Raw genomic sequence first — 25,974 nt, forward strand, 5'->3', positions numbered from 1 at the left:
TCGCCAGTCGGTGTTTTTCCGGCCAGATCACAATGGTGAACCTGTCTTTTGATTTAAAAGAAATGCCGTTTTATAAATGAGTGAAGTGAAGACGTCATCTCTTTGTCATTTTGCCACCGGCGGCGGTTGCGTGGCAAAAGCACAAAGGTAACGTCGTTTCGCTGCTTTTAGTGTAGCCAGGTACCCACTCCCTTCCGGTGGCAAATCCGGAAAGATTGTCGGCGTTCTCTTAAAAAAAGACACAGGATCACGGCGATGAAAACACGAAAGATTGGACTGGCTAACTACCTGGCCTACGGCGCGGGCGATTTCCTCGGCGCCGGCACCACGGCGCTAACCGCCGCATGGCTGCTCTACTTTTACACCACTTTCTGCGGACTCTCTCCGATAGAAGCCACGCTGATATTCGCTTCCGCCCGCGTACTGGATGCGGTGGTGAGCCCGCTGATGGGCTTTCTCACCGATAACTTCGGCACCACCTGGCTCGGCAAGCGCTTCGGCCGCAGAAAATTCTTTATTCTGCTCGGCATCCCGTGCGTATTCAGCTACTCGGCGATGTGGGTTGGCGAGATGGGCTTCTGGTACTACCTGCTCACCTATCTGCTGTTTGATATGGTCTACACCATGATTCTGGTGCCCTACGAGACGCTGGTACCGGAGATGACCGATGACTTTAAACAGAAAACCAAATTCTCCGGCGCGCGCATCTCAATGGCGCAAATGTCGGCGATTTTAGCCTCCTTTCTGCCGGGGATCCTCCTTACCTGGCTCGGCAAAGACAATGCCAGCTCGTTCTTTTATGCCAGTCTGGTGTTCTCGGTCCTGTGCGCGGTGATGCTGACCTTCGTCTGGTGTTTCACCTGGGAGCGGCCGCGTGAGGCCTGGTCAGAGGCGGCGCTGCGGGCGGAAGCGGAAAAACAGAACTTAACCCTCGCCCAGAGCCTTAATCGCCTGGTGATTGAGCTGAGCTCCACGCTGCGGATAAAAATTTTCCGCCAGCACCTCGGCATGTATCTGGGGGGCTATATCGCCCAGGACGTCTTCAATGCCGTATTCACCTATTACGTGGTCTTTGTTCTGATGCAGGAGGCCTCTGTCGCCTCGAATCTGCTGGGGACGATGGCGATTTTCCAGTTTATCGCCGTGATCGCCATGATCCCGCTGTGCATTCGCTTTGGCCCCGCGCCGTCGTACCGCATGGTGGTGGTCCTCTTTGGCCTGAGCTCGCTCTCCTATGCGCTGCTCTATTACGCCGGACTGAGCGACGTCTATTCGTTATTGCTGCTCATCTCTGCTGTCGCCGGACTGGGACGCGGCGGGATTAACTACGTACCGTGGAATACCTACACCTATATTGCCGACGTCGACGAAGCGATCACCGGCCAGCGCCGGGAGGGGATTTTTGCCGGCATCATGACGCTGACCCGCAAAGCCTCGCAGGCGGGGGCGGTGATGCTGGTGGGCATCATCATGCAGCTGTCGGGGTTTGTCTCCGGGCAAAAAATACAGCCTGAAGGGGTCAGCCATACCATTTTGCTGATCCTCAGCGTCGGCACGCTGGTGGTCTTAGCCTGCGGCTTCCTCGTTTCGCTGCGCTTCAAACTTAACCTGCATACCCACAGCGTCCTGCGCAGCGAAACCCTAAGAATGCGCGAAAGCGGTCACGCCCAGCCGGAACTGACCAGTGCGGAACACCGCGCGGTCGTCGAGATGCTGGCGGGGATGCCCTACGACTGCCTGTGGGGAAATAACAATATTGGCTACCTGAATCGTCATAAACCTGCTGCCCCGGCGCTCACCCAGGGCGGCGCTTTGAATTCGACATATACCCGAGGTTAACAACATGAAAGTTTGGCCGGTAAAACATAGCCCATTACTCTGTCAGCCTGAGCGTTTTATCGCCCGTAGCGAACTGCAGGCGCTCATCCGCAACGTGACGCAAAACCTGGTGAATATTAAGGATGAGAGCGGGCAATTTTTACTGCGCCTGGATGACGGGCGCGTTATTGATACCAAAGGCTGGGCCGGCTGGGAGTGGACCCACGGCGTCGGGCTGTATGGCATCTATCAGTATTATCAGCAAACCGGCGATCTCGAGATGCGCGATATCATTGACCGCTGGTTTGCCGACCGTTTCGCCGAGGGGGCAACGACCAAAAACGTCAACACCATGGCGCCGTTCCTGACCCTGGCCTATCGCTTTGAAGAGACCGGATGTAAGGCGTACCTGCCGTGGCTGGAGAGCTGGGCGGAGTGGGCAATGTATGAGATGCCGCGTACCGAGCAGGGCGGCATGCAGCACATCACCCTGGCGGAAGAAAACCACCAGCAAATGTGGGATGACACCCTGATGATGACCGTGTTGCCGTTAGCCAAAATTGGCAAGCTGCTTCACCGTCCGCAGTATGTGGAGGAGGCGACCTATCAGTTCCTGCTCCACGTGCAGAACCTGATGGACCGGGAAACCGGGCTGTGGTTTCACGGCTGGAGCTATGACGGTCGGCATAATTTTGCCCGGGCGCGCTGGGCGCGGGGCAACAGCTGGCTCACTATGGTGATCCCGGATTTTCTTGAGTTAGTGGATCTCCCGGAAGGGAATGCGGTACGGCGCTATCTGACCGAGGTGCTGAACGCGCAAATTGCCGCCTTAGCGAAATGTCAGGACGACAGCGGCCTGTGGCATACCCTGCTGGACGACCCGCACTCTTATCCAGAGGCCTCGGCGACCGCCGGCTTTGCCTACGGCATACTCAAAGCGGTGCGCAAGCGATATGTCGGGCAGCACTATGCCGGGGTGGCTGAAAAAGCGATTCGCGGAATTGTGCAGAATATTTCGCCGCAGGGGGAGCTGCTGCAGACTTCCTTTGGCACCGGAATGGGGTCAGACCTTGATTTCTATCGCCAGATCCCGCTCACCTCGATGCCCTACGGCCAGGCGATGGCGATCCTCTGTCTGACCGAGTATCTGCGCAAGTATTTCTGAGCAGGAGACCCCGCAGGCGCGGCGCCTGAAAAAACTAACCCGGCTTTCGCCGGGTTGGTTTTACATACGTTCGACGGTTTCGATACCGAGGGTATCGAGACCCAGCTTGAGGGTTTTCGCCGTCAGCAGCGCCAGCTTCAGGCGGCTGTTGCGGGTCGCTTCGCTTTCCGCGCTGAGGATCGGGCAGTGCTCGTAGAAACCGGAGAACAGGCCCGCCAGATCGTAGAGGTAGGCGCACATCACGTGCGGCGTCCCTTCGCGAGCGACCACGGAGAGGGTCTCTTCAAACTGCAGCAGGCGCGCGGCCAGCTGGGCTTCGCGATCTTCCGCAATCACCACCGGCGCGTCGGTGAGGGCGTTTTCGTCAATGCCGGCTTTGCGGAACACGGAGAGCACGCGGGTATAGGCATACTGCATATACGGCGCGGTGTTGCCTTCGAACGCCAGCATATTATCCCAGTCGAAAACGTAGTCGGTGGTGCGGTTTTTCGACAGGTCGGCGTATTTCACCGCGCCGATACCCACCACTTTCGCCAGATTTTCCAGCTCATCAGCGGACATCTCCGGGTTCTTCTCGGCCACCAGGCGACGCGCGCGCTCCAGCGCTTCGTCCAGCAGATCCGCCAGCTTCACGGTGCCGCCGGCGCGGGTTTTAAACGGCTTGCCGTCTTTACCCAGCATCATGCCGAACATATGGTGTTCCAGCGGCACGGAGTCCGGCACATAGCCTGCTTTACGCACGATGGTCCACGCCTGCATCAGGTGCTGGTGCTGACGGGAGTCGATGTAGTAGAGCACGCGGTCGGCGTGCAGTGTTTCATAGCGATACTTCGCACAGGCGATATCGGTGGTGGTATAGAGGTAGCCGCCATCCTTTTTCTGGATGATGACGCCCATCGGTTCGCCTTCCTTGTTTTTATACTCATCAAGGAACACCACGGTGGCGCCTTCGCTCTCCACGGCCAGCCCTTTGGCTTTCAGATCGGCGACGATCCCCGGCAGCATCGGGTTGTACAGGCTTTCGCCCATCACGTCATCGCGGGTCAGCGTCACATTCAGGCGATCGTAGGTGATCTGGTTCTGCGACATGGTGATGTCCACCAGCTTACGCCACATCTGCAGGAAGTACTCATCGCCGCCCTGCAGCTTAACCACGTAGCTGCGCGCGCGCTCGGCGAAGGCTTCGTCTTCGTCGTAGTGTTTTTTCGCTTCGCGATAAAAACCTTCGAGGTCGGCCAGGGCCATCTCGCCGGCGTTTTCCTGCTGCTGTTTTTCCAGATACGCGATCAGCATGCCGAACTGGGTGCCCCAGTCGCCGACGTGGTTGGCGCGGATCACCTTATGGCCCAGGAACTCCAGGGTACGGACCGAGGCATCGCCAATGATGGTCGAACGCAGATGGCCGACGTGCATCTCTTTCGCCACGTTTGGCGCCGAGTAGTCGACGACGATGGTCTGTACCTGCGGCGTGGCGACGCCCAGGCGTTCTGACTGCAGCGCGCGGTTGACGTTGTCCGCCAGGAACGCGGAGTCGAGGAAAATATTGATAAAGCCCGGCCCGGCGATTTCAACCTTGCTGGCAATGCCGTTGAGGTCAAGATGAGACAGTACCTGCTCTGCAAGTTGTCGCGGCGCCATGCCCAGCTTTTTGGCGACAGCCATCACGCCGTTGGCCTGATAGTCACCGAACTGAACTTTTGCTGACTGGCGGACCTGAGGTTCGCAATCGGCAGGCGCGCCTGCCGCGATCAGGGCCTGGCTGACTTTTTCTGAGAGAAGAGCCTGAATATTCACCGGAATACCTTACGTGTAATGCGCCAGCCCCCGAGGGAGGCGGCGCCGGAATGTGGACAAATTAGGGCGGGAGTATACTGCATTTGTCCCCGTCCGTCAGCATCGCGCGCGGCCCGGCGGCATGGGCAATCCATCGTCGGTCGGTCACGCAGCGGCAGGGTGGCGGTTGGTCCGCGGCCTAAAACACGGTAGATTAGCCTTTTTATTATTGATGAACATAAGTGACGAGCAAACCCATGGCGAACTGGCAGCAGATTGAACAACTGGCCGATATTACGGCGGATCTCCCGCGATTTTCCGATGCGCTACAGCGCTTCGCTGCGCGACTGGGACTGGAGATCGGCGGACTCGACGCCGACCATATCTCCCTGCGCTGTCATCAGAACGCCACCGCGGAGCGCTGGCGCAGTGGGCTGGCGCAGTGCGGAACCCTGCTGTCGGAGAATATGATCAACGGTCGGCCTATCTGCCTGTTTAAACTGGCGGAGCCGGTCTGCGTGGCGCACTGGCGCTTTCATATCGTTGAGCTGCCGTGGCCGGGTGAAAAGCGTTATCCCCATGAAGGCTGGGAGCATATCGAAATTGTCCTGCCCGGCGATCCGGCTACCTTAAATGCCCGCGCTCTGGCGCTGCTGGCCGATGACGGACTCAGCCAGCCGGGGATCGTCGTCAAAACCAGCTCGCCGAAAGGGGAACATGAGCGTCTGCCGAATCCCACCCTGGCGGTCACCGACGGCAGCGTGACGGTCAAATTTCACCCATGGTCTATTGAACAAATCGTCGCCAGCGAGCAAGCCGATACATAACAGTGTGAAGCCGCGCGGCGTCTGCCGCGTGAAATCATGACATGCTGAGAAGGTTGTCTGGATCAGGGAGTGAGCAATGGCGGTACTGGAAGTTTGTTGTTACAGCATGGCGTGCGCCCGGGAGGCTGAGCGCTCCGGCGCCGATCGTATTGAACTCTGCGCCGCGCCGCAGGAAGGGGGACTAACACCCTCTTACGGGGTGCTGGTCTCGGTCCGCGAGGCGATTACCCTCCCGGTGCATCCGATTATCCGCCCGCGCGGCGGCGATTTCTGCTACACCGAAGAGGAGTTCGCCGCGATGCTTGGCGATATCCGCATGGTGCGGGAGCTCGGCTTTCCCGGGCTGGTGACCGGCGTGCTGAATGCCGATGGTCAGGTCGATATCCCGCGGATGAAAAAAATAATGGCCGCGGCCGGGCCGCTGGCGGTGACCTTTCATCGCGCGTTCGATCTGTGCGCCGACCCGCGTCAGGCCTGGGAGACGCTGGGTGAGCTGGGGGTTAAACGTATCCTGACTTCCGGTCAGCAATCCTCGGCGGAGAAAGGTATTTCATTAATTACGGAACTTATTGCCGCAGGGGATACTCCAATCATTATGGCCGGTGCGGGAGTGCGCGCCGCGAACCTGCCGCTGTTTCTGCAGGCGGGGGTGAAAGAGGTTCATAGCTCTGCAGGCCAGTGGTTGCCATCGGAAATGCGCTTTCGTCATCCAGGCGTTTCGATGTCAGCCGATCCCGATGCGGACGAATACAGGCGCTACGCCGTCAATGGCGCAGCGGTGGCGGAGATGAAAAAGATAATTTCCGCTGACAGAAGTTAAACGGTTTTTGCTGCACATCATGTCGCCCAATATGATGATTGCCCGTACCAGGCCCCTGCCCATTAAACAGGGGCCTTTTTTTATCTCGCTTTCTTCGCCAGCGACTGCTGCGTTTCCGGTTTGGTGGCGATAATCACCGCGCGCAGCGGCGCCGGATAGCCTTCCACGGTTTTGCGCTGATCCTGTGGGTCGAGGAAATCGGCCAGCGATTCGCTGGTCATCCATTCGGTGCGCCGCTGCTCTTCCGTCGAGGTGACGCAGGCGTCGACGATGCGCACATCGATAAACCCGCACTTCTCCAGCCACATTTTCAGGGCCGCCGCTGAGGGAATAAAATAGACGTTGCGCATCTGCGCATAGCGATCGCCCGGAACCAGTACCGTATTTTCATCGCCTTCGACCACCAGCGTCTCCAGTACCAGCTCGCCACCCGGCGCCAGCTGATCTTTCAGCTGCCACAGGTGGTCCAGCGGCGAGCGGCGATGGTAGAGCACGCCCATCGAGAACACGGTGTCAAAGGCCTCCAGCGCCGGGAGCTGCTCGATGCCCAGCGGCAGGAGATGCGCCCGCTGGTCGTTGCCAAGCAGCTTACGCACCGCTTCAAACTGGCACAGGAACAGCTGGGTGGGATCGATGCCGACCGCCAGATGCGCGCCCGCGCCGATCATCCGCCACATGTGATAGCCGCTGCCGCAGCCCACGTCGAGGATGGTCCGTCCGCTAAGATCGGACAGATGCGGCAGGACGCGCTCCCATTTCCAGTCGGAGCGCCATTCGGTATCGATATTGATGCCGTACAGCGAATAAGGGCCTTTGCGCCATGGCATCAGGTTTTTAAGCAGGTTTTCTACCCGCAGCTGATGACCTTCGCTGAGCGGCGTTTCGCTTTCGGCGGTGACGCTGTGCAGGAGGTCCAGACGCCAGGGTGTTAATTCCGGAAGAAACTCAACGGCGCGCTCCCATTCGCGAAACTTACCGTGCAGGGCCTCGCGCTGCCAGGCGGCTACCTGGGCAGGCAGCGTCTCCAGCCAGTGAGACAGCGGGCTTTTGGCGATCAGCTGATAAAAGTTACTGAAGTCGATCATGCCTGCTCCCCGGATTTTACAGCCACCAGCGAGCCAAAGTTAAAGCACTGGAACCACAGTTCAGCATGTTCGAACCCCGCCTGACGCAGGCGTTTTTTATGGGTTTCCACAGAGTCGGTCAGCATCACGTTTTCCAGCATGCTGCGTTTCTGGCTAATCTCCAGCTCGCTGTAGCCGTTCGCGCGCTTAAAGTCATGATGCATATTGAACAGCAGCTCACCGACGTGGGCGTCTTCGAAGCTGAATTTCTCCGAGAGCACCAGCGCGCCGCCGGGATTCAGCCCCTGATAGACTTTATTCAGGATCGCCTGACGATCGCCCGGCTCAAGGAACTGAATGGTAAAGTTCAGGATCACCAGCGAGGCGTTTTCAATGGCCACATCGCGGATATCCCCTTCAATCACCTCGACCGGCGTCGGCGCTTTATAGGCGTCAATATGGCGACGGCAGCGCTCCACCATTGCCGGGGAGTTGTCGATGGCGATAATGCGACATCCCGGATGGCTAATATTGCGGCGCACGGAGAGGGTGGCGGCGCCCAGCGAACAGCCAAGATCGTAAACCTGGGTGTGGGGCTGAACGAAGCGCTCGGCCAGCATGCCGATCATCGAGATGATATTGGAGTAGCCAGGCACAGAACGCTGGATCATATCGGGGAAGACTTCAGCAACCCGTTCATCAAAGGTCCAGTCGCCGAGGCTGGCAATCGGCGCGGAAAAAAGCGTATCGCGGTGAGACATAACGTTAAACCCGAAAAAACGAAAACGGCGTATTGTGCGCTAACGGAGGGAGAAAACCAACTCCCAGGGCATATACCAGAGATTGGCCAGCACCATCAGCAACAACGCGCACCAGGTGGCGCTCATGCCGGAGCGGCGCCAGTGGTAGACGCGGTGATGAAAACCCCAGGAGTGCATCAGTCGTCCGACGATCAATAAAATGCCGCAAACGTGCACCATCCAGGTCTGGGCGCCGTTCATCTCCATAAATAACAGTAAAATGAGGCCAATCGGCACATATTCGACGGCATTGCCGTGAACGCGGATGGCGACCTGCAGTTCGCTGAAGCCGCCGTCGCCGTAGCCTACATGGTATTGGGTGCGCAAACGCACCACGTCAAATGAGAACTTCACTAACAATAACGCACCTAAAACGGCATACAGCGCGCTGACCATACGAAAACTCCCTTTAACTCTGGCAGATGGCTCCGGATATGATAGCAGGATATCAGAAAAGAGAAGATTGCTGCGGAATCGACGGCGCATTTCCTGCCGCCGGCAGGGCGGCGCGCAGATCGCCCCACAGGGTATCGACCAGCGTCGGCGCGTAGGCAATATCGGGGGTATGCAGGAACAGCCACGGCGTCCCTGACTGATGCCATTTCGGCAGCGTCTGCAGCCAGACGCGAAACAGTTCCCGGTTATGGACCATATCGTCGCCGCCGATAAAGCGCACCATTGGCTGCCGGGCGGTCATCACCGCATGCACCGGCACCTTCGGTTTCTTTTGTTGCGCGTCGATCATCGCCGGACTGGTGGCCGCGGCGCTATGGACCGGGCGGCTGTCGAGGATCACGCGGTTGACGCTGCGCTGGTGCAGCCCGCGGTTGAGCTGCTGTTCCGCTTCCCCTTTGGCGAAGAACTCGGGGTGACGAACTTCGACGCCGTAGGTGAAATCCTTCGGCAGTGCGTCGAGAAAATGCCATAGCGCCGGGAGATCGCGAGGGCCGAAGGTCGCCGGCAGCTGCAGCCAGTACTGGCCGATGCGCGAGGCCAGCGGCGCCAGGCGGGTGAAGAATTCACGGCTTAAATCGTCGCAGTGGCGCAGGGCGGCCTGGTGCGAGATAGTCGCCGGGAATTTAAAGCAGAAGCGGAAGTCATCGTGGGTCTGCTCGTACCAGCGGGCGACAATCTCCGGCTTCGGTAGCGCATACAGGGTGGTGTTGCCCTCGACGCAATTGAAGTGGCGGGCGTACTCTTCAAGGCTGGTGATGCCAAGGCGCACCCATTTCGGGTGCGACCACTGGGGAAGCCCAATATAAATCATAACGCGGCGAGGATCTCCTCGGTGCTGCGCACGCGGCCGATGCGCGGAAAAATATGCGTCATGCTGCCCTGATGCTGCTCGGCGGAGGCGGCGCTGCAGGCATCTTCGGCAATGACCAGGTTAAAACCCAGCTCCCAGGCGTTGCGGGCGGTAGATTCGACGCCGATGTTGGTGGCGATGCCGCAGAGAATAATGGTGTCGATACCGCGGCGACGCAGCTGAAGCTCAAGGTCGGTGCCATAGAACGCGCCCCACTGGCGTTTGGTCACTTCGATATCGCTCTCCTGCTTACCCAGCGTGGCCGGATAGGTCCACCAGTTCTCAGGCAGCGTATGCGCCCCGGCCTGCGCGTCGACAGGCTGTTTCAGCGCTTCGGCGAAATCGGCCGACCAGCCGACGCGGACCATGATGACCGGCGAACCCTGTTGTCGGCACTTGTCTGCCAGGCGGGCGGCGCGCGCCACCACCTCGTCAGCCCGATGTGGGCCGCCGGCAAAAGGCAAAATGCCTTCCTGCAGATCGATCACCACCAGCGCCGTGTTTTTCGCATTGAGTTCTAACATGGTATCCCCGTATCTTCATCTGTTGTCAGGCGGCTACAATACCTTTGCGGCTTCAGCAAAAGGGTAACAAATTTTGTTAATTTATGTGAGTGTGGACGTTAAGCGCGCAGCAAAGCAGCGTACATCGTGCGTCGGACTTATCGAACGACAGAATTTCCAGTATAATAGCCGCCTTTTTTCATTCAGTTGTGACATCAGCTAAAGCTGCGACCTCGTCGCCTGCAGGGCAGACGACAATCCGCCGACGGCTAAGTTAAGGGATATCTCATGCGTACAGAATATTGCGGACAGCTTCGACAGTCCCACGTTGGGCAGCAGGTGACTCTGTGTGGTTGGGTCAACCGCCGTCGCGATCTCGGTAGCCTCATTTTTATCGATATGCGCGACCGCGAAGGCATCGTTCAGGTGTTTTTCGATCCGGATCGTGCGGATGCGTTGAAGTTAGCCTCTGAATTGCGTAATGAGTTCTGCATTCAGGTCACTGGCACCGTTCGCGCGCGTGAAGAGAAAAACATCAACGCGGACATGGCCACCGGCGCTATCGAAGTGCTGGCTTCCGATCTGACGATCATTAACCGCTCAGAATCGCTGCCGCTGGACTCCAATCACGTCAACACCGAAGAAGCGCGTCTGAAATACCGCTACCTCGACCTGCGTCGTCCGGAAATGGCGCAGCGTCTGAAAACCCGCGCGAAAATCACCAGCTTTGTGCGCCGCTTTATGGATGACCATGGCTTCCTCGACATCGAAACCCCGATGCTGACCAAAGCCACCCCGGAAGGCGCCCGCGATTACCTCGTGCCTTCCCGCGTGCATAAAGGCAAATTCTACGCGCTGCCGCAGTCGCCGCAGCTGTTCAAACAGCTGCTGATGATGTCCGGCTTCGACCGCTACTATCAGATCGTCAAATGCTTCCGCGATGAAGACCTGCGTGCCGACCGTCAGCCTGAATTTACCCAGATCGACGTGGAAACCTCCTTTATGACCGCGCCGCAGGTGCGTGAGATCATGGAAGCGATGGTGCGTCAGCTGTGGCTGGAGATTAAAGGCGTCGATCTGGGCGACTTCCCGATCATGACCTTCGCCGAAGCCGAACGTCGCTACGGCTCCGATAAACCGGACCTGCGTAACCCGATGGAGCTGGTGGACGTCGCTGACCTGCTGAAATCAGTGGAGTTCGCGGTCTTTGCCGGCCCGGCCAACGATCCGAAAGGGCGCGTGGCGGCGCTGCGCGTGCCGGGCGGGGCTTCTCTGACCCGCAAGCTGATTGACGAATACGGCAACTTCGTCAAGATCTACGGCGCGAAAGGGCTGGCCTATATTAAAGTGACCGAACGTGCCAAAGGCATGGACGGGATCAACAGCCCGGTGGCCAAATTCCTGACCGCTGAAATCGTGGAAGCGATCCTCGACCGCACCGGCGCGCAGGACGGAGACATGATCTTCTTCGGCGCCGACAACAAGAAAGTGGTGGCCGACGCGCTGGGCGCGCTGCGTCTGAAGCTGGGTAAAGATCTGAGCCTGACTGACGAGAGCAAATGGGCGCCGCTGTGGGTGATCGACTTCCCGATGTTCGAAGACGACGGCGAAGGCGGCCTGACGGCGATGCACCATCCGTTCACCTCGCCGAAGGATATGACGGCGGACGAGCTGAAAGCTGCGCCGGAAGAGGCCGTGGCCAACGCCTACGATATGGTCATTAACGGTTATGAAGTCGGCGGCGGTTCGGTGCGTATCCACCGCGGCGACATGCAGCAGACGGTATTTGGTATTCTGGGCATTAACGAACAGGAACAGCGTGAGAAATTCGGCTTCCTGCTCGATGCGCTGAAATACGGTACCCCGCCGCATGCGGGCCTGGCGTTCGGTCTTGACCGTCTGACCATGCTGCTGACCGGCACCGATAACATCCGCGACGTTATCGCTTTCCCGAAAACCACCGCGGCCGCCTGCCTGATGACCGAAGCGCCAAGCTTCGCCAATCCGGCGGCGCTCAGTGAACTGGGTATTCAGGTTGTGGAGAAAGAGGCAAAAGCGTCTCTGGAGAACAAGTAATATGTCATTTAAGCTGCCCGTTTCGGTGCTGGTGGTGATTTACGCCGAAGATACCAAACGGGTGCTGATGTTGCAGCGGCGCGACGATCCCGCGTTCTGGCAGTCGGTCACCGGCAGCCTGGAAGCAGGAGAGACCGCGCTGCAGGCCGCCGCGCGTGAAGTAAAGGAAGAGGTCGCCATTGACGTTGCCTGCGAGCAACTGACCTTAATCGACTGTCAGCGCACGGTGGAGTTCGAGATATTTTCTCATTTGCGTCATCGCTATGCGCCGGGAGTGGAGCGTAATACGGAATTTTGGTTCTGTCTTGCGCTGCCTCATGAGCGGGAAATTACCTTTACCGAACATCTGGCCTACCGCTGGGTCAGCGCGACGGAAGCCGCTGCGCTGACCAAGTCGTGGAGCAACCGGCAGGCGATTGAAGAATTTGTAATTAACGCCGCCTGAAAGGGCGCGCTTTTTGGAGAGTTTTTTATGGCAGGTCATAGTAAATGGGCCAACACCAAACACCGCAAAGCGGCACAGGATGCCAAGCGCGGTAAAATCTTTACGAAAATCATTCGCGAACTGGTTACCGCAGCGCGTCTGGGCGGCGGCGATCCGGCGTCCAACCCGCGTCTGCGTGCGGCGGTGGATAAAGCGCTGTCTAACAACATGACCCGCGACACGCTGAACCGCGCCATCGCGCGCGGCGTCGGCGGCGATGAAGACGCGAACATGGAAACCATCATTTATGAAGGCTATGGCCCTGGCGGCACCGCGGTGATGGTGGAATGTCTGTCCGACAACCGTAACCGTACTGTTGCGGAAGTGCGTCACGCCTTCACTAAAACCGGTGGTAACCTCGGCACCGACGGTTCCGTCTCCTACCTGTTCAGCAAAAAAGGCGTCATCTCCTTCGAGAAAGGCGATGAAGACACCATCATGGAAGCGGCGCTGGAAGCTGGCGCTGAAGACGTGGTGACCTATGACGACGGCGCGATCGACGTCTACACCGCCTGGGAAGAGATGGGCGCCGTGCGCGACGCGCTGGAAGCCGCTGGCCTGAAAGCCGACGCTGCCGAAGTCTCGATGATCCCGTCCACCAAAGCGGATATGGATGCCGAGACGGCGCCGAAGCTGCTGCGTCTGATCGATATGCTCGAAGACTGCGACGACGTGCAGGAAGTGTACCATAATGGCGAGATCTCCGACGAGGTCGCAGCCACCCTGTGATGCAGTCGCATCCACGGTTAACCGGAGGCGCGTGATGGCTATTATTCTCGGCATTGACCCGGGGTCGCGCGTTACCGGTTATGGCGTGATCCGTCAGGTTGGCCGGCAGCTGAGCTACCTTGGCAGCGGCTGTATCCGCACCAAAGTGGACGATTTGCCGTCGCGGCTGAAGCTGATCTACGCCGGAGTGACGGAGATCATCACCCAGTTCCAGCCTGACTTTTTCGCCATTGAGCAGGTCTTTATGGCCAAGAATGCCGACTCGGCGTTAAAGCTCGGGCAGGCGCGCGGGGTGGCGATCGTGGCGGCGACCAATCAGTCGTTACCGGTGTTTGAATATGCCGCCCGCCAGGTTAAGCAGACGGTTGTCGGCATCGGCAGCGCTGAAAAGAGTCAGGTCCAGCACATGGTGCGCACCCTGCTCAAGCTGCCTGCCAATCCGCAAGCGGATGCGGCGGATGCGCTGGCGATCGCCATCACCCATTGCCATGTCAGCCAGAATGCCGCGCAGATCAGCGAGACCCGGCTCAATCTGGCGCGAGGGCGCTTACGATAATCGCAAATCAGGCTGGATATCTATCCAGCCTTTTTTTATGATACCGCCAGATACTTAGACCATAACGCAGGAGCCCCACGTGATAGGCAGACTCAGAGGCATCATTCTCGAAAAACAACCCCCGCTGGTGTTGCTGGAAACGGCGGGCGTCGGCTATGAAGTGCACATGCCAATGACCTGCTTCTATGAGCTGCCGGAGGCCGGGCAGGAGGCGATTGTCTTCACCCACTTTGTGGTGCGTGAAGATGCCCAGCAGCTGTATGGGTTTAACAACAAACAGGAGCGTACCCTGTTTAAAGAACTGATCAAAACCAACGGCGTAGGGCCAAAGCTGGCGCTGGCGATCCTCTCCGGCATGTCGGCGCAGCAGTTCGTCAACGCCGTTGAGCGGGAAGAGGTCGCCTCGCTGGTGAAGCTGCCGGGGATTGGCAAAAAAACCGCTGAACGCCTGATCGTTGAGATGAAAGACCGCTTCAAAGGGCTGCACGGCGATCTGTTCACCCCGGCCGCCGATCTGGTACTGACCTCACCGGCAGGCCCGACGGCGGACGATGCCGAGCAGGAAGCGGTTGCCGCGCTGGTCGCGCTGGGCTATAAACCGCAGGAGGCCAGCCGGATGGTCAGCAAGATCGCGCGTCCGGACGCCAACAGTGAAACGCTAATCCGCGAAGCGCTGCGCGCCGCGTTGTGAGGTAAGGGATGATTGAAGCAGACCGGCTGGTATCGGCAGACAGCAGCGGCTTCGAAGAGGCCGCTGACCGCGCCATCCGCCCAAAATTGCTGGCAGAGTATGTCGGCCAGCCGCAGGTGCGTTCGCAGATGGAGATTTTTATCCAGGCGGCGAAGCTGCGCGGCGACGCCCTCGATCACCTGCTGATTTTTGGCCCGCCAGGGTTGGGGAAAACCACCCTGGCCAATATCGTCGCCAATGAAATGGGGGTGAATCTGCGTACCACCTCCGGCCCGGTGCTGGAGAAAGCGGGCGATCTCGCCGCGATGCTCACCAACCTTGAACCGCATGATGTGCTGTTTATCGATGAGATCCATCGCCTCTCGCCGGTGGTGGAAGAGGTGCTCTATCCGGCAATGGAAGATTACCAGCTGGATATCATGATTGGCGAAGGTCCGGCGGCGCGCTCGATTAAAATCGACCTGCCGCCGTTTACCCTGATCGGCGCCACCACCCGGGCCGGTTCATTGACTTCGCCGCTGCGCGACCGCTTTGGCATCGTGCAGCGTCTGGAGTTCTATCAGATCCCCGATCTGCAGCATATTGTCAGCCGCAGCGCCCGCCATATGGGGCTGGAGATGAGCGACGAGGGCGCGCTGGAAGTGGCCCGCCGTTCACGCGGCACGCCGCGTATTGCCAACCGTCTGCTGCGTAGGGTGCGTGACTTCGCGGAAGTGCGCCACGACGGCACCATCTCCGCCGACATTGCCGCCCAGGCGCTGGATATGCTCAACGTCGATGCGGAAGGGTTCGACTATATGGACCGCAAGCTGCTGCTGGCGGTGATAGATAAGTTCTTCGGCGGACCGGTGGGGCTGGATAACCTCGCCGCCGCGATTGGCGAAGAGCGGGAAACCATTGAAGATGTGCTGGAGCCCTACTTAATTCAGCAGGGTTTTCTGCAGCGTACGCCGCGGGGAAGAATGGCGACGGTGCGCGCCTGGAATCATTTCGGGATTACGCCGCCGGAGATGCCGTAGTTCGCTACGGATGTGTCGTTCATCGGAAGACCCGGTCAGCAGCGCGACCGGGTTTTTCATTTTTAGCTGGCGGCTTTTTTCGTCATGCTGAGAATAAACAGCGCCGCGGCGCACAGCACCACCGATGGACCGGCCGGCGTGTCGTAGAAAGCCGAGAAGGTTAACCCGCCGGTGACGGCCAGCATGCCCACGCCCACCGCCACGGCGGCCATCTGCTCCGGCGTGCGGGCAAAACGGCGGGCGGTGGCGGCCGGGATAATCAGCAAGGAAGTGATGATCAGCGCCCCGACGAACTTCATCGCCACGCCGATAGTCAGGGCGGTGACCAGCATCAACAGCAGCTTGACCCGCTGCAGCTTCACGCCATCGACAAACGCCAGGTCCGGACTGATGGTCATCGCCAGCAGATTCCGCCACTGCCAGAGCAGAATGCCAATCACAATCACCACGCCCATGGCAATGGCGATCAGGTCCTGCGGGGTGACCGCCAGCAGATCGCCGAACAGGTACGCCATCAGATCGACGCGGACGTTAGACATCAGACTGACCACCACCAGCCCCAGGGAGAGCGCGCTGTGCGCCATGATGCCCAGCAGGGTATCGATCGCCAGATGCGGCCGTTTTTCCAGCCATACCAGCCCGCCGGCCAGCAGCAGGGTGACGGCGATCACCGCATAAAACGGATTGACGTTCAGCAGTAAACCGAAAGCGACGCCGAGCAGCGAGGCATGCGCCAGCGTGTCGCCGAAATAGGACATACGGCGCCAGACCACAAAGGAGCCCAGCGGGCCGGCGGCGCAGGCCAGCATCATCCCGGCCAGCCAGCCAGGTAACAAAAGTTCAATCATTAGCGGCTGTTTCCCCGACGCAGTACAATTCGCCCCTGAAGATCGTGGCGGTGATTATGGTGATGGCGGTAGATCCCCAGCTGTTCCGCGCCGCGTGGGCCGAACATGGAGATAAACTCCGGATGCATTGAGACGACCTCTGGTGCGCCGGAGCAGCAGATATGCTGGTTCAGGCACAATACCTCGTCGGTTTTGGCCATGACCAGATGCAGGTCGTGGGAGACCATCAGCACCGCGCAGTCCAGCTCATGGCGCAGCTGGTCGATAAGATCGTAGAGCGCAACCTGGCCATTGACGTCGACGCCCTGGGTCGGTTCATCCAGCACCAGCAGCTGCGGGCGATTGAGCAGGGCGCGAGCCAGCAGCACGCGCTGGGTTTCTCCGCCGGAAAGTTTTTGCATCGGGGCGTCGATCAGATGCCCGGCCTGCACGCGCTTCAGCGCCGGCAGGATGTCGTCTTTGCGGGTGCCCGGACGCAAACGCAGGAAGCGGCTGACGGTCAGCGGCAGCGTGGCGTCGAGATGCAGTTTCTGCGGCACATAGCCGATCCGCAGGCGTTCTTCGCGCTTGATAACACCCTCTGTCGGTGCTACCAGCCCCAGAACCACCCGCACAAGCGTCGATTTGCCGGCGCCGTTGGGGCCCAGCAGGGTCAATATTTTGCCTGGCGTGAGAGCCAGCGAGATGTCAGACAGCACGCGGCGTTGGCCAAAGGCCACCGAGACATTTTCCAGCGTTACAAGGTTTGTCATAATCATTTAGGGGTTGCACAAGCTAGTGAATGTTATAATATCACATCACACTCACTCGTTTCGATGACTAGACGCATTATGTTACATAAAAATACGCTTCTTTGCGCTGGACTTGGCGCTGTTTTTTTGTTCGCACAGGTACCACAGGCCAGCGCCGCCGTGGTGACTTCCATGAAACCGCTGGGCTTTATCGCGGCGGCTATCGCCGATGGGGTTACCGACACCCAGGTGCTGCTGCCCGATGGCGCCTCCGAGCATGATTATTCTCTCCGTCCTTCCGATGTAAAACGCTTACAGAACGCAGACTTAGTGGTGTGGATCGGTCCGGAAATGGAAGCCTTTATGGATAGGTCGACGCAAAGCATTGCGGCGAATAAAAAGGTGACTATCGCAGAGCTGGATGGGGTCAAACCGCTGCTGATGACCGGCGCTGACGACGATGACGATCATCATGGTCATGACCATGGCGCAGCGGAAAAAAGTGACGGCGATCACCATCACGGTATCTACAATATGCATCTGTGGTTATCCCCAGAGATAGCGCGGCTTTCGGCGGTTGCAATCCACGATAAATTATTGGAACTTATGCCGCAGAGTCGAGCCAAACTCGACAGCAACCTGCAGCAGTTCGAGGCCGCGCTGGCGGCGACCGACAAGCAGGTTAGCAATGAGCTGGCACCGCTGAAAGGAAAGGGCTATTTCGTTTTTCATGACGCCTACGGTTACTTTGAAAAACACTACGGTTTGACCTCGCTGGGGCATTTTACCGTCAACCCTGAAATACAGCCCGGTGCGCAGCGTTTACACGAAATCAGAACACAACTGGTTGAGCAGAAAGCCACTTGCGTTTTTGCTGAGCCACAGTTCAGGCCAGCGGTTATCGAAGCTGTTGCCCGGGGCACGTCTGTGCGCATGGGGACCCTGGATCCACTGGGTAGCGGAATTAAGCTGGGTAAAGCGAGTTACCCGCAATTCCTCACCCAGCTGGCGAATCAGTATTCGAGCTGCCTGAAAGGAGATTAACGAGGAAGTGAATACGTGCAACAGATAGCCCGCGCTGTCACTCAGGCATTTAACAATCTGCCACGACCTCATCGCGTCATGCTGGGGTCGCTTAGCGTTCTTACCTTAGCGGTCGCCGTCTGGCGACCCTACATTTACCACCCGGAATCCGCCCCCATCGTCAGAACCATTGAACTGGAAAAAAGCGAGATCCGCTCCCTGCTGCCGGAAGCCTCCGAGCCGATCGACCAGGCCCCGCAGGAAGAAGAAGCCATTCCTCAGGATGAACTCGACGAAAAAGCCGATAGCGATGCCGGCGGGCACGAATACGTGGTGTCGACCGGCGATACCCTCAGCAGCATCCTGAACCAGTACGGTATCGATATGGGTGATATCGCCCAGCTCTCCTCCGCCGATAAAGAGTTGCGTAATCTGAAGATTGGCCAGCAGCTCTCCTGGACCCTGACCGCCGACGGCGATCTGCAGAGTCTGACCTGGGAGATGTCCCGCCGCGAAACCCGCACCTACACCCGCGTGGCTAACGGCTTCAAAATGAGCAGCGAGCTGCAGAAAGGCGACTGGGTCAACAGTGTGCTGAAAGGCACCGTCGGCGCCAGCTTTGTCTCCAGCGCGCGCGATGCCGGGCTGACCAGCACGGAAATCAGCGCGGTGATCAAGGCCATGCAGTGGCAGATGGATTTCCGTAAGCTGAAGAAAGGCGATGAGTTCTCGGTATTGATGTCGCGCGAAATGCTTGACGGCAAACGCGAGCAAAGCCAGCTGCTTGGCGTGCGTCTGCGTTCTGACGGGAAGGACTACTTTGCCATCCGTGCCGAAGACGGAAAATTCTACGACCGCAACGGGACGGGGCTGGCGAAAGGCTTTATGCGCTTCCCGACGGCGCGTCAGTTCCGCGTCTCCTCTAACTTTAACCCGCGTCGTCTGAACCCGGTCACCGGGCGCGTCGCGCCGCACCGTGGCGTCGATTTCGCGATGCCGCAGGGAACGCCGGTGCTGGCGGTGGGTGATGGCGAAGTGGTGGTGGCCAAGCGTAGCGGCGCCGCCGGGTATTACGTGGCCATCCGCCACGGCCGTACCTATACCACTCGCTACATGCACCTGCGTAAGCTGCTGGTGAAGCCGGGGCAGAAAGTGAAGCGCGGGGATCGTATTGCGCTGTCGGGGAATACCGGACGCTCTACCGGGCCGCACCTGCACTACGAAGTGTGGATCAACCAGCAGGCGGTCAACCCGCTGACGGCGAAACTGCCGCGTACTGAAGGGCTGAGCGGTTCCGACCGTACCGATTATCTGGCGCAGGTCAAAGAGGTCGTTCCGCAGCTGCGGTTTGACTAACCACCGGTCAGTGGAAAGCCGGTGCCCCAGGGCGCCGGCTTTTTATTTTGTAGGATACCCAACGTCTCGCTACACTATCCCATTATCTTGATTAAGCAGTCGATCTGCGGATTGGGCATGGAAACGAAAAAAAATAATATTGAGTTTATCCCTAAGTTTGAAAAATCTTTTTTACTGCCGCGCTACTGGGGCGCCTGGCTGGGGGTCTTTGCCTTCGCCGGTATTGCGCTGACGCCGCCTTCCTTTCGCGATCCGCTCCTCGGCAAACTCGGTCGTCTGGTCGGGCGTCTGGCGAAAAGCTCGCGCCGCCGGGCGCAGATTAATTTGCTGTATTGCTTCCCGGAAAAAAGCGAGCATGAGCGGGAAGCGATCATCGACGCCATGTACGCCTCGGCGCCGCAGGCGATGGTGATGATGGCCGAGCTGGGCCTGCGCGATCCGCAGAAAATTCTCGCCCGCGTCGACTGGCAGGGTAAAGCGATCATCGACGAGCTGCAGCGCAATAATGAAAAGGTGATTTTCCTCGTCCCGCACGCTTGGGGCGTGGATATCCCGGCGATGCTGATGGCCTCCGGCGGGCAGAAGATGGCGGCGATGTTCCACAACCAGGGTAACCCGGTCTTCGATTACGTGTGGAATACCGTACGTCGTCGTTTTGGCGGAAGGATGCACGCGCGCAACGACGGGATCAAACCGTTTATTCAGTCGGTGCGCCAGGGTTACTGGGGCTACTATCTCCCCGATCAGGATCACGGCGCCGAGCACAGCGAGTTTGTGGATTTCTTCGCGACCTATAAGGCCACGCTGCCGGCGATTGGCCGTTTAATGAAGGTATGCCGCGCCCGCGTCGTTCCGCTGTTCCCGGTCTACGATGGCAAAACGCATCGCCTGACGGTGCTGGTGCGCCCGCCGATGGACGATCTGCTGGACGCTGACGATACAACGATCGCCCGGCGGATGAACGAAGAGGTGGAGGTATTTGTTACGCCGCACACCGAGCAGTACACCTGGATCCTGAAGCTGCTGAAGACGCGCAAGCCGGGTGAAATCGAGCCCTACAAACGCGAAGAGCTGTACCCTAAGAAGTAGTCTGCAGGCGCGCCAGTGGGCATTCCCGGCTCACTGGCTATATTGCGTCAGCAACATCATGTTCTCAGCCGCAAGCCGGTAACGATACTCCGGTCGGCCGGTGATACCGTAGTGATTGCTGGTGAATAGCACGTTGATCTGTTCCAGCCAAATCAGGTATTTGCGGCATGAAACTCTGGAGATCTGCAGTGCCGCCGCCAGCTCATTGGTTGAAAAATCTCGCGCCTGATGAGCGATTATCCACCGGCACACCAGGCGAAGCGTTTGCGGCGTCAGCCCTTTCGGCAAGCGGCGGGGGCCGTCCTGTTGTTGAACCCCGCGGCGTAGCAGGGTGTCGATATCCGCCTGGGCGTAGCAGGATTTCGCTTGCTTCGCATCGCGTTTATTGCGCCAGGTTCGCAGGGCTTGCTCAAAGCGCGGAAACTGAAACGGTTTAATCAGGTAATCAACCACGCCATAGCGCAGCGCCGTCTGCACGGTGAGCGCATCGGCGGCGGACGTCATCATGATGACATCAATATTCCGCCCATCAGCGCGAAGCGCCGGCAGCAGGTCCAGGCCGCTCTCCTGTTGCATATAGACATCCAGCAGCAGCAGATCGATCGGCGCCAGATGGCTCAGCATCGCGTTGGCATCGGCGATCGTCGCCGCGACTCCGCAGCAGTGAAAATCAGCTACCTGGCTGATAAACAACCGGTTCAGTTCGGCCACCATAGGATCATCATCGACAATCAGCACATTGAACATGGGTGGTTCCCCCGAGTGGCGGGAAGCCAGCCGGCTTCCCGCGAGATGAGCGATCACAATGACGAACGTTTATACGCGGTGTAGCGCGCTCGCCAGAAGGTTTTATCGATATTCGCCGCCAGCTGCGCCTCGTCAATCTGCGGCGCTACGCCGTCGAGTTGAGCCGCGCGGGCGACCTCTGCGGCAATAGCCCGTGAGATCATCTCGATCTCTTCCACCGGCGGCAGTAAACCGCCGGTTTCGCGGGTCGCCAGAGGCGAGTGGGCGGCCAGCGTTTTACTGCAGGTGATAAGCATTGCTTCGGTGACGCGCTCGGCTTTACTGGCAAGGATCCCCAGCCCCAGACCGGGGAAAATATAGGCGTTGTTGCACTGGGCAATGTCGTAGGTTTTGCCGTCATAGAAGACAGGGTCGAACGGGCTGCCGGTGGCGATGAGCGCGCTACCCCGGGTCCACTCCAGCAGATCCTTCGGCTGGGCCTCGGCTCGGGAGGTGGGGTTAGAGAGCGGCATAATAATCGGACGCGGGCAGTGCCGATGCATCTCTTTCACTATCTCTTCGCTAAACAGCCCCGGCTGGCCTGACACGCCGATCAGCACGGTAGGGTGGACGTTGCGTACGACATCCATCAGCGACAGCTGGGCCGCCTCGGTATCCCAGTGGGCGATATTGGCTCGGGGGGTGACCAGCTCGCGCTGAAAATTGAGCAGATTAGGCATCTCATCAGTCAACAGACCAAAGCGGTCAACCATAAAGATGCGGCGACGTGCTTCCGTTTCTGAGAGCCCATCATCCACCATCAGCGCAATGATTTTTTCCGCAATGCCGCATCCGGCCGAACCGCCGCCAAGGAAAACCACCCGCTGGTCGCGGAGCGACGTCCCGGCGGCGGCAGCGGCGGCGATCAGGGTTCCCGAGGTCACGGAGGCGGTGCCCTGAATATCATCGTTAAAACAACACAGCTGGTGTCGATAGCGGTTGAGCAATCGCGTGGCATTCTTTTGGGCAAAATCTTCAAACTGGAGCAAGACAGTCGGCCAGCGCTGCTGAATGGCATGAACAAACATGTCCATAAACTCCAGGTACTGCTCATCGCTGATGCGCGGATGTCGCCAGCCCATATATAGCGGATCCTCCAGATGCTGCGGATTGTTGGTCCCGACATCTAACATAATGGGCAGCGTTGATGCCGGGTGAATGCCCCCGCAGGCGGTATATAACGAGAGTTTGCCAATGGGGATCCCCATACCGCCGATCCCCTGGTCGCCCAGCCCCAGAATACGCTCGCCATCGGTTACCACGATGACTTTGATATCGTTGCGGGAAAACCCCTGCAGCATCTCGTCAATATGGTGACGGTTGGGCCAGGAGATGAACAGGCCGCGTCCCCGGCGATATATTTCTGAAAAGTGTTCGCACGCTTCACCCACCGTCGGGGTATAAATAATCGGCAGCGTCTCTTTCATATGGCTGCGCAGCAGGTTATAGAATAACGTCTCGTTTGTGTCCTGAATATTTCTGAGATAAATATGGCGCGAAATGCTTTTTTTGAACTGACAAAACTGACCCCATGCGCGCTCGGTTTGTTCCTCAATGGTTTCCACATTGTGCGGTAACAGCCCCTGAAGATTAAACGCTGTGCGTTCGCTTTCCGTAAACGCGAGGCCTTTATTTAATAACGGGTTTTCCAGCAGGACAGCACCGTTATAGGGGGTGTATAAGGTTTCTGTGGCTAACATTACGTGACTCCTGAATATCAAATTAAAACATTGCCTGATGTCTTGGTGTTTTATTTCTGTGATTACGAAATGAGATAAATCATGACGCCTTCGGTGACCACGCCGATGGCGGTGCCCAGCAAAATAGAAGATGAGGCGGGTTCAATATAGGTATCGCTGCGCAGGGCAAACATCCCCGCCGCGATAGCGGAAGGCGTGGCGCCAATGATAATAACCTGTTGCATCAGGGTATGACTGAGCCCAAAGGCCAGCCCGGCCAGCGCCATCATGGCCGGCTGGATCAGGTTTTTAATACTAATGTTGGTGCAGGTTTGAATATTGACCGTCGGACGTTCACCGTAAAACAGCAGCCCAAGGGCGAACAGTGACAGACCGCCGGCGATTTTACCCACCATTTCGACGGGCACGCTGAGCAGAGGCGGCAGCTGGATCCCGGCCAGGCTGAGCAGCACCCCGGAAATGGGGATCCAGACAATGGGATTTCGCACGGCGTTATGCAGGTTTTGCAGGATCAACTGCCCGGCGTGGAGTTGGGGAGCCTCAGCGTCTCCGGGCTGGTCTCCCATGCGGATCAGGATGATGGTCAGAGGGATCATCAACACGCTGGTCACCAGGTTTCCGATAAGCACCCCGAGAAAGCCCTCCGGACCTATCAGCACCGCCAGCACGGGGGCGCCAAAGTAGGCCATATCGGGGAAGGCGCAAACCAGCGACTGAATCGCGCTGGTTTTAATATCATGACGAAAAACGTAGCGCGAGATCAGTAGCGTAAGAAAATACGACCCCATCAGACCAATAACCAGCACCGCCATAAAGGTGAAGTTTTTTATTTTATCCGGGCTGGTATGTAATGCGCCGATAAAAAGATGAAAAGGAAGGGCAAAGCGGATAACCACCGTGGCAAGAACGGAGGCGTCCTCACGGCGGGTATAGCCGAGTTTGCCGCTAAGCCATCCGAGCAGCATGATAAATACCAACGGGAAAAGAGATTGCAAGAGCAGTGAAGGCATAAAATGTCCTGACATATATTATCGGATTGTTGTGCTGCCAATCTAACGAACCCCTAATATTTAAAAGGTGATAGCCATCACAGTCATCTGGCTTTAAATAATTTCGCCTTGGCTACTTTACTTACAAATAGAGAAAAGATTATTAAATCATTGCGTTGTATTAACAGAGTTCATTATTTTAGCTGGCGATAACTTTAGCTTCGCGATAATAAATTAAATTACTTAAAATAAACTTTATGGCTCAGTCACAAAGCCGGCAGCGTTAATACGGTTGTCGTTTTTAGTTTTGAAGTCCTGTGCTACCGTTTCAGTGTATTTAGTTGATACGGCGTTTAGTGCTTTTTAGTTCATAGTGCTGCGCGATTTTAATATTGCATCCTGACCCTACGTGACCTCCTTATTATTCAGGTAAAAATATGAAAAATAATTCACTCAACCACCCGATAGATAAAACGTTGCCGAACGGGCAAGCGACTCGACTTTTCGCCAATATCGAAGTCGGCGCCGTGCCGTTAACGCTGTTTATAGGTATTGCCACGATAGTGGCGCTCTCCGCTGGCGCGGGGTTGTTGCCAAAAAACATGATTGGCGGACTGGCGGTCATCATGACCCTCGGGTTCGCACTGGCGAAAATTGGCCGCATGGTGCCGGTGTTAAAAGATATTGGCGGTCCGGCGATTTTGTGTCTGATGACGCCCTCAGTGCTGGTCTACTTTGGCGTATTTGAAGCGCATACGCTCGATACCGTGCATTTGCTGATGAAGGAGGCCAATCTCCTCTATTTCGTCATCGCCTGCCTGGTGGTCGGCAGTATCCTGGGTATGAACCGCACGATTCTGATCCAGGGGATGGTGCGCATGTTTGTCCCGTTGGTGGTCGGAACCGGCGCGGCAATCGTAACCGGCCTGCTGGTGGGCAGCTTATTCGGCTACAGTATGTATCACACCTTCTTCTTTATCATTGTGCCGATTATCGGCGGCGGCATCGGCGAAGGGATCCTGCCGTTGTCGCTGGCTTATTCGGCGATCCTCGGACAGGCGCCAGATGCCTACGTGGCTCAACTGGCGCCGGCGGCGGTGGTGGGTAACATCTTCGCCATTATCTGCGCCGGCTTTCTGGCCCGCATGGGCGCTCGTCGCCCGGCGCTGTCCGGCAACGGGATGCTGATCCGCAGCCATGAAGATAATAGCGTCTTTGCGCAGAATCAGAGTACGCAGCCCACCGATTTTCATCTCATGGGCGCCGGGTTGCTGATGATTTGCGCCTTTTTCATCATCGGCGGTCTGCTGGAGAAGGTGGTGCATATTCCGGGGCCGGTTCTGATGATTCTGGCGGCGGTATTCTGCAAATATACAAAAGTTATCCCGGCGGCGATGGAGCTGGGGGCGCACAGTTGCTACAAGTTCGTCTCCGCCGCGCTGGTGTGGCCGCTGATGATCGGCCTGGGCATGCTGTATGTACCGCTGGAGAGCGTGGTCTCGGTCTTCTCCGTTGGCTACGTCGTGGTGTGCGGCTCCATTGTCATTGCCATGGCGCTGAGCGGGTTCTTTATCGCTTCACGTCTTAATATGTATCCTGTGGAAGCCGCCATCGTTACCAGCTGCCACAGCGGGCTGGGCGGAACGGGGGATGTCGCCATTCTCTCGGCCTCAAACCGCATGGGATTGATGCCGTTTGCACAGATTGCGACGCGTATCGGTGGGGCGTCGACGGTGATCGCTGCGACGCTATTGCTGAGCTGGATGGTGTAGCCTGCCGGGCGTTGGGCAAAAAAATACCTGCCAGCCGTAGCGCTGGCAG

Annotated in this window: 25 protein-coding genes; 14 read left to right on the forward strand and 11 right to left on the reverse strand. The window is 58.0% G+C overall.

What is annotated here, in order from left to right:
* Window positions 1-255 precede the first annotated feature (255 nt).
* Together ABLV52_RS07285 and ABLV52_RS07290 are read left to right on the forward strand one after the other, a co-directional pair.
* Entirely contained in the window at window positions 256-1,839 is a 1,584-nt protein-coding gene (locus ABLV52_RS07285) for an MFS transporter (protein WP_048297823.1), read from the forward strand.
* Between the two features lie 4 nt (window positions 1,840-1,843).
* Window positions 1,844-2,983, forward strand: a complete 1,140-nt coding sequence (locus ABLV52_RS07290; RefSeq protein WP_048336026.1) for a glycoside hydrolase family 105 protein — start codon at window positions 1,844-1,846, stop codon at window positions 2,981-2,983.
* Window positions 2,984-3,043: 60 nt separating this feature from the next.
* Here the strand turns inward: ABLV52_RS07290 and argS are convergent, their stop codons facing one another.
* The gene (argS, locus tag ABLV52_RS07295) at window positions 3,044-4,777 is read right to left on the reverse strand and encodes an arginine--tRNA ligase (RefSeq protein WP_348890223.1); all 1,734 of its coding nucleotides are present in this window, start codon (window positions 4,775-4,777) and stop codon (window positions 3,044-3,046) included.
* A 236-nt stretch (window positions 4,778-5,013) separates the two neighbouring features.
* Between argS and ABLV52_RS07300 the strand changes: the two genes are divergently transcribed.
* Window positions 5,014-5,583 (forward strand): VOC family protein, encoded by a 570-nt coding sequence (locus ABLV52_RS07300; protein ID WP_023290260.1) that lies wholly within the window; start codon window positions 5,014-5,016, stop codon window positions 5,581-5,583.
* A 76-nt stretch (window positions 5,584-5,659) separates the two neighbouring features.
* Window positions 5,660-6,403 (forward strand): copper homeostasis protein CutC, encoded by a 744-nt coding sequence (gene cutC, locus ABLV52_RS07305; RefSeq protein ID WP_048336025.1) that lies wholly within the window; start codon window positions 5,660-5,662, stop codon window positions 6,401-6,403.
* 80 nt (window positions 6,404-6,483) lie between these two features.
* Here the strand turns inward: cutC and cmoB are convergent, their stop codons facing one another.
* Genes cmoB through ABLV52_RS07330 form a run of 5 tightly spaced genes read right to left on the reverse strand, consistent with a single transcriptional unit; the run spans window position 6,484 to window position 10,097 of the window.
* A complete protein-coding gene (gene cmoB / locus ABLV52_RS07310) occupies window positions 6,484-7,488 on the reverse strand; it encodes a tRNA 5-methoxyuridine(34)/uridine 5-oxyacetic acid(34) synthase CmoB (protein WP_032456324.1) in 1,005 nt (334 codons plus the stop codon).
* Window positions 7,485-8,228 carry a carboxy-S-adenosyl-L-methionine synthase CmoA gene (cmoA, locus tag ABLV52_RS07315; RefSeq protein ID WP_004203422.1) on the reverse strand — a complete coding sequence of 248 codons (744 nt, stop codon included), beginning with the start codon at window positions 8,226-8,228 and terminating at the stop codon, window positions 7,485-7,487. The genes cmoB and cmoA overlap by 4 nt, the downstream gene beginning before the upstream one ends.
* Before the next feature lie 39 nt (window positions 8,229-8,267).
* Window positions 8,268-8,663, reverse strand: coding sequence for an MAPEG family protein (locus ABLV52_RS07320; RefSeq protein WP_008804243.1), 396 nt, complete (start codon window positions 8,661-8,663; stop codon window positions 8,268-8,270).
* A gap of 52 nt (window positions 8,664-8,715) precedes the next feature.
* Window positions 8,716-9,534 carry a DUF72 domain-containing protein gene (locus ABLV52_RS07325; protein ID WP_048297820.1) on the reverse strand — a complete coding sequence of 273 codons (819 nt, stop codon included), beginning with the start codon at window positions 9,532-9,534 and terminating at the stop codon, window positions 8,716-8,718.
* Window positions 9,531-10,097, reverse strand: coding sequence for a hydrolase (locus ABLV52_RS07330; RefSeq protein WP_032453393.1), 567 nt, complete (start codon window positions 10,095-10,097; stop codon window positions 9,531-9,533). The genes ABLV52_RS07325 and ABLV52_RS07330 overlap by 4 nt, the downstream gene beginning before the upstream one ends.
* A gap of 267 nt (window positions 10,098-10,364) precedes the next feature.
* Here ABLV52_RS07330 and aspS point away from each other — a divergent pair, with 267 nt between their 5' ends.
* From aspS to ruvB, 6 genes are all read left to right on the forward strand, one after another.
* Window positions 10,365-12,152 carry an aspartate--tRNA ligase gene (aspS, locus tag ABLV52_RS07335; protein WP_023290254.1) on the forward strand — a complete coding sequence of 596 codons (1,788 nt, stop codon included), beginning with the start codon at window positions 10,365-10,367 and terminating at the stop codon, window positions 12,150-12,152.
* 1 nt (window position 12,153) lies between these two features.
* Window positions 12,154-12,597 carry a dihydroneopterin triphosphate diphosphatase gene (nudB, locus tag ABLV52_RS07340; RefSeq protein WP_002911477.1) on the forward strand — a complete coding sequence of 148 codons (444 nt, stop codon included), beginning with the start codon at window positions 12,154-12,156 and terminating at the stop codon, window positions 12,595-12,597.
* Between the two features lie 27 nt (window positions 12,598-12,624).
* Window positions 12,625-13,365, forward strand: a complete 741-nt coding sequence (locus ABLV52_RS07345; protein WP_002911459.1) for a YebC/PmpR family DNA-binding transcriptional regulator — start codon at window positions 12,625-12,627, stop codon at window positions 13,363-13,365.
* Between the two features lie 34 nt (window positions 13,366-13,399).
* Window positions 13,400-13,921, forward strand: coding sequence for a crossover junction endodeoxyribonuclease RuvC (gene ruvC, locus ABLV52_RS07350; RefSeq protein ID WP_004203412.1), 522 nt, complete (start codon window positions 13,400-13,402; stop codon window positions 13,919-13,921).
* Between the two features lie 79 nt (window positions 13,922-14,000).
* Window positions 14,001-14,612 carry a Holliday junction branch migration protein RuvA gene (gene ruvA, locus ABLV52_RS07355; protein WP_101867035.1) on the forward strand — a complete coding sequence of 204 codons (612 nt, stop codon included), beginning with the start codon at window positions 14,001-14,003 and terminating at the stop codon, window positions 14,610-14,612.
* An 8-nt stretch (window positions 14,613-14,620) separates the two neighbouring features.
* The gene (gene ruvB, locus ABLV52_RS07360) at window positions 14,621-15,631 is read left to right on the forward strand and encodes a Holliday junction branch migration DNA helicase RuvB (protein ID WP_004148860.1); all 1,011 of its coding nucleotides are present in this window, start codon (window positions 14,621-14,623) and stop codon (window positions 15,629-15,631) included.
* A gap of 62 nt (window positions 15,632-15,693) precedes the next feature.
* Here the strand turns inward: ruvB and znuB are convergent, their stop codons facing one another.
* Both znuB and znuC read right to left on the reverse strand, forming a co-directional pair.
* On the reverse strand, window positions 15,694-16,479 hold the full coding sequence (gene znuB / locus ABLV52_RS07365; protein ID WP_023290252.1) for a zinc ABC transporter permease subunit ZnuB: 786 nt from the start codon (window positions 16,477-16,479) through the stop codon (window positions 15,694-15,696).
* Window positions 16,479-17,231 (reverse strand): zinc ABC transporter ATP-binding protein ZnuC, encoded by a 753-nt coding sequence (gene znuC, locus ABLV52_RS07370; protein ID WP_004203406.1) that lies wholly within the window; start codon window positions 17,229-17,231, stop codon window positions 16,479-16,481. Before znuC ends, znuB begins: the two co-directional genes overlap by 1 nt.
* A 78-nt stretch (window positions 17,232-17,309) precedes the next feature.
* Here znuC and znuA point away from each other — a divergent pair, with 78 nt between their 5' ends.
* From znuA to lpxM, 3 genes are all read left to right on the forward strand, one after another.
* Entirely contained in the window at window positions 17,310-18,254 is a 945-nt protein-coding gene (gene znuA / locus ABLV52_RS07375) for a zinc ABC transporter substrate-binding protein ZnuA (RefSeq protein WP_048336020.1), read from the forward strand.
* A 15-nt stretch (window positions 18,255-18,269) separates the two neighbouring features.
* The gene (gene mepM / locus ABLV52_RS07380) at window positions 18,270-19,589 is read left to right on the forward strand and encodes a murein DD-endopeptidase MepM (RefSeq protein ID WP_023290249.1); all 1,320 of its coding nucleotides are present in this window, start codon (window positions 18,270-18,272) and stop codon (window positions 19,587-19,589) included.
* Window positions 19,590-19,706: 117 nt separating this feature from the next.
* Window positions 19,707-20,678 carry a lauroyl-Kdo(2)-lipid IV(A) myristoyltransferase gene (gene lpxM, locus ABLV52_RS07385; protein WP_348890224.1) on the forward strand — a complete coding sequence of 324 codons (972 nt, stop codon included), beginning with the start codon at window positions 19,707-19,709 and terminating at the stop codon, window positions 20,676-20,678.
* 30 nt (window positions 20,679-20,708) lie between these two features.
* Here lpxM and dcuR read toward each other — a convergent pair whose 3' ends face one another.
* The 3 genes from dcuR to ABLV52_RS07400 form a co-directional block, all read right to left on the reverse strand.
* Window positions 20,709-21,425, reverse strand: coding sequence for a two-component system response regulator DcuR (dcuR, locus tag ABLV52_RS07390; protein ID WP_348890225.1), 717 nt, complete (start codon window positions 21,423-21,425; stop codon window positions 20,709-20,711).
* Window positions 21,426-21,478: 53 nt separating this feature from the next.
* Window positions 21,479-23,164: an NAD-dependent malic enzyme gene (locus tag ABLV52_RS07395; RefSeq protein WP_348890226.1), complete on the reverse strand. Its 1,686-nt coding sequence runs from the start codon at window positions 23,162-23,164 to the stop codon at window positions 21,479-21,481.
* Between the two features lie 62 nt (window positions 23,165-23,226).
* Window positions 23,227-24,174 (reverse strand): AEC family transporter, encoded by a 948-nt coding sequence (locus ABLV52_RS07400; RefSeq protein WP_244337651.1) that lies wholly within the window; start codon window positions 24,172-24,174, stop codon window positions 23,227-23,229.
* A 416-nt stretch (window positions 24,175-24,590) separates the two neighbouring features.
* Between ABLV52_RS07400 and ABLV52_RS07405 the strand changes: the two genes are divergently transcribed.
* Window positions 24,591-25,925, forward strand: a complete 1,335-nt coding sequence (locus tag ABLV52_RS07405; protein WP_348890227.1) for a 2-hydroxycarboxylate transporter family protein — start codon at window positions 24,591-24,593, stop codon at window positions 25,923-25,925.
* Window positions 25,926-25,974: the final 49 nt, after the last annotated feature.

The organism is Klebsiella sp. GB_Kp056, assembly GCF_040064755.1.
Taxonomy (GTDB): Bacteria; Pseudomonadota; Gammaproteobacteria; order Enterobacterales; family Enterobacteriaceae; genus Klebsiella; species Klebsiella quasipneumoniae.

Coding starts and splice junctions, on each gene's coding strand:
- znuB (WP_023290252.1), bottom strand. CDS start 16,479: ATGATTGAACTTTTGTTACCTGGCTGGCTGGCCGGGATGATGCTGGCC.
- ABLV52_RS07300 (WP_023290260.1), top strand. CDS start 5,014: ATGGCGAACTGGCAGCAGATTGAACAACTGGCCGATATTACGGCGGAT.
- cmoA (WP_004203422.1), bottom strand. CDS start 8,228: ATGTCTCACCGCGATACGCTTTTTTCCGCGCCGATTGCCAGCCTCGGC.
- ABLV52_RS07325 (WP_048297820.1), bottom strand. CDS start 9,534: ATGATTTATATTGGGCTTCCCCAGTGGTCGCACCCGAAATGGGTGCGC.
- ruvB (WP_004148860.1), top strand. CDS start 14,621: ATGATTGAAGCAGACCGGCTGGTATCGGCAGACAGCAGCGGCTTCGAA.
- dcuR (WP_348890225.1), bottom strand. CDS start 21,425: ATGTTCAATGTGCTGATTGTCGATGATGATCCTATGGTGGCCGAACTG.
- ruvC (WP_004203412.1), top strand. CDS start 13,400: ATGGCTATTATTCTCGGCATTGACCCGGGGTCGCGCGTTACCGGTTAT.
- cutC (WP_048336025.1), top strand. CDS start 5,660: ATGGCGGTACTGGAAGTTTGTTGTTACAGCATGGCGTGCGCCCGGGAG.
- ABLV52_RS07400 (WP_244337651.1), bottom strand. CDS start 24,174: ATGCCTTCACTGCTCTTGCAATCTCTTTTCCCGTTGGTATTTATCATG.
- ABLV52_RS07330 (WP_032453393.1), bottom strand. CDS start 10,097: ATGTTAGAACTCAATGCGAAAAACACGGCGCTGGTGGTGATCGATCTG.
- ABLV52_RS07285 (WP_048297823.1), top strand. CDS start 256: ATGAAAACACGAAAGATTGGACTGGCTAACTACCTGGCCTACGGCGCG.
- znuA (WP_048336020.1), top strand. CDS start 17,310: ATGTTACATAAAAATACGCTTCTTTGCGCTGGACTTGGCGCTGTTTTT.
- znuC (WP_004203406.1), bottom strand. CDS start 17,231: ATGACAAACCTTGTAACGCTGGAAAATGTCTCGGTGGCCTTTGGCCAA.
- ABLV52_RS07395 (WP_348890226.1), bottom strand. CDS start 23,164: ATGTTAGCCACAGAAACCTTATACACCCCCTATAACGGTGCTGTCCTG.
- ABLV52_RS07320 (WP_008804243.1), bottom strand. CDS start 8,663: ATGGTCAGCGCGCTGTATGCCGTTTTAGGTGCGTTATTGTTAGTGAAG.
- aspS (WP_023290254.1), top strand. CDS start 10,365: ATGCGTACAGAATATTGCGGACAGCTTCGACAGTCCCACGTTGGGCAG.
- nudB (WP_002911477.1), top strand. CDS start 12,154: ATGTCATTTAAGCTGCCCGTTTCGGTGCTGGTGGTGATTTACGCCGAA.
- ABLV52_RS07405 (WP_348890227.1), top strand. CDS start 24,591: ATGAAAAATAATTCACTCAACCACCCGATAGATAAAACGTTGCCGAAC.
- lpxM (WP_348890224.1), top strand. CDS start 19,707: ATGGAAACGAAAAAAAATAATATTGAGTTTATCCCTAAGTTTGAAAAA.
- cmoB (WP_032456324.1), bottom strand. CDS start 7,488: ATGATCGACTTCAGTAACTTTTATCAGCTGATCGCCAAAAGCCCGCTG.
- ABLV52_RS07345 (WP_002911459.1), top strand. CDS start 12,625: ATGGCAGGTCATAGTAAATGGGCCAACACCAAACACCGCAAAGCGGCA.
- ABLV52_RS07290 (WP_048336026.1), top strand. CDS start 1,844: ATGAAAGTTTGGCCGGTAAAACATAGCCCATTACTCTGTCAGCCTGAG.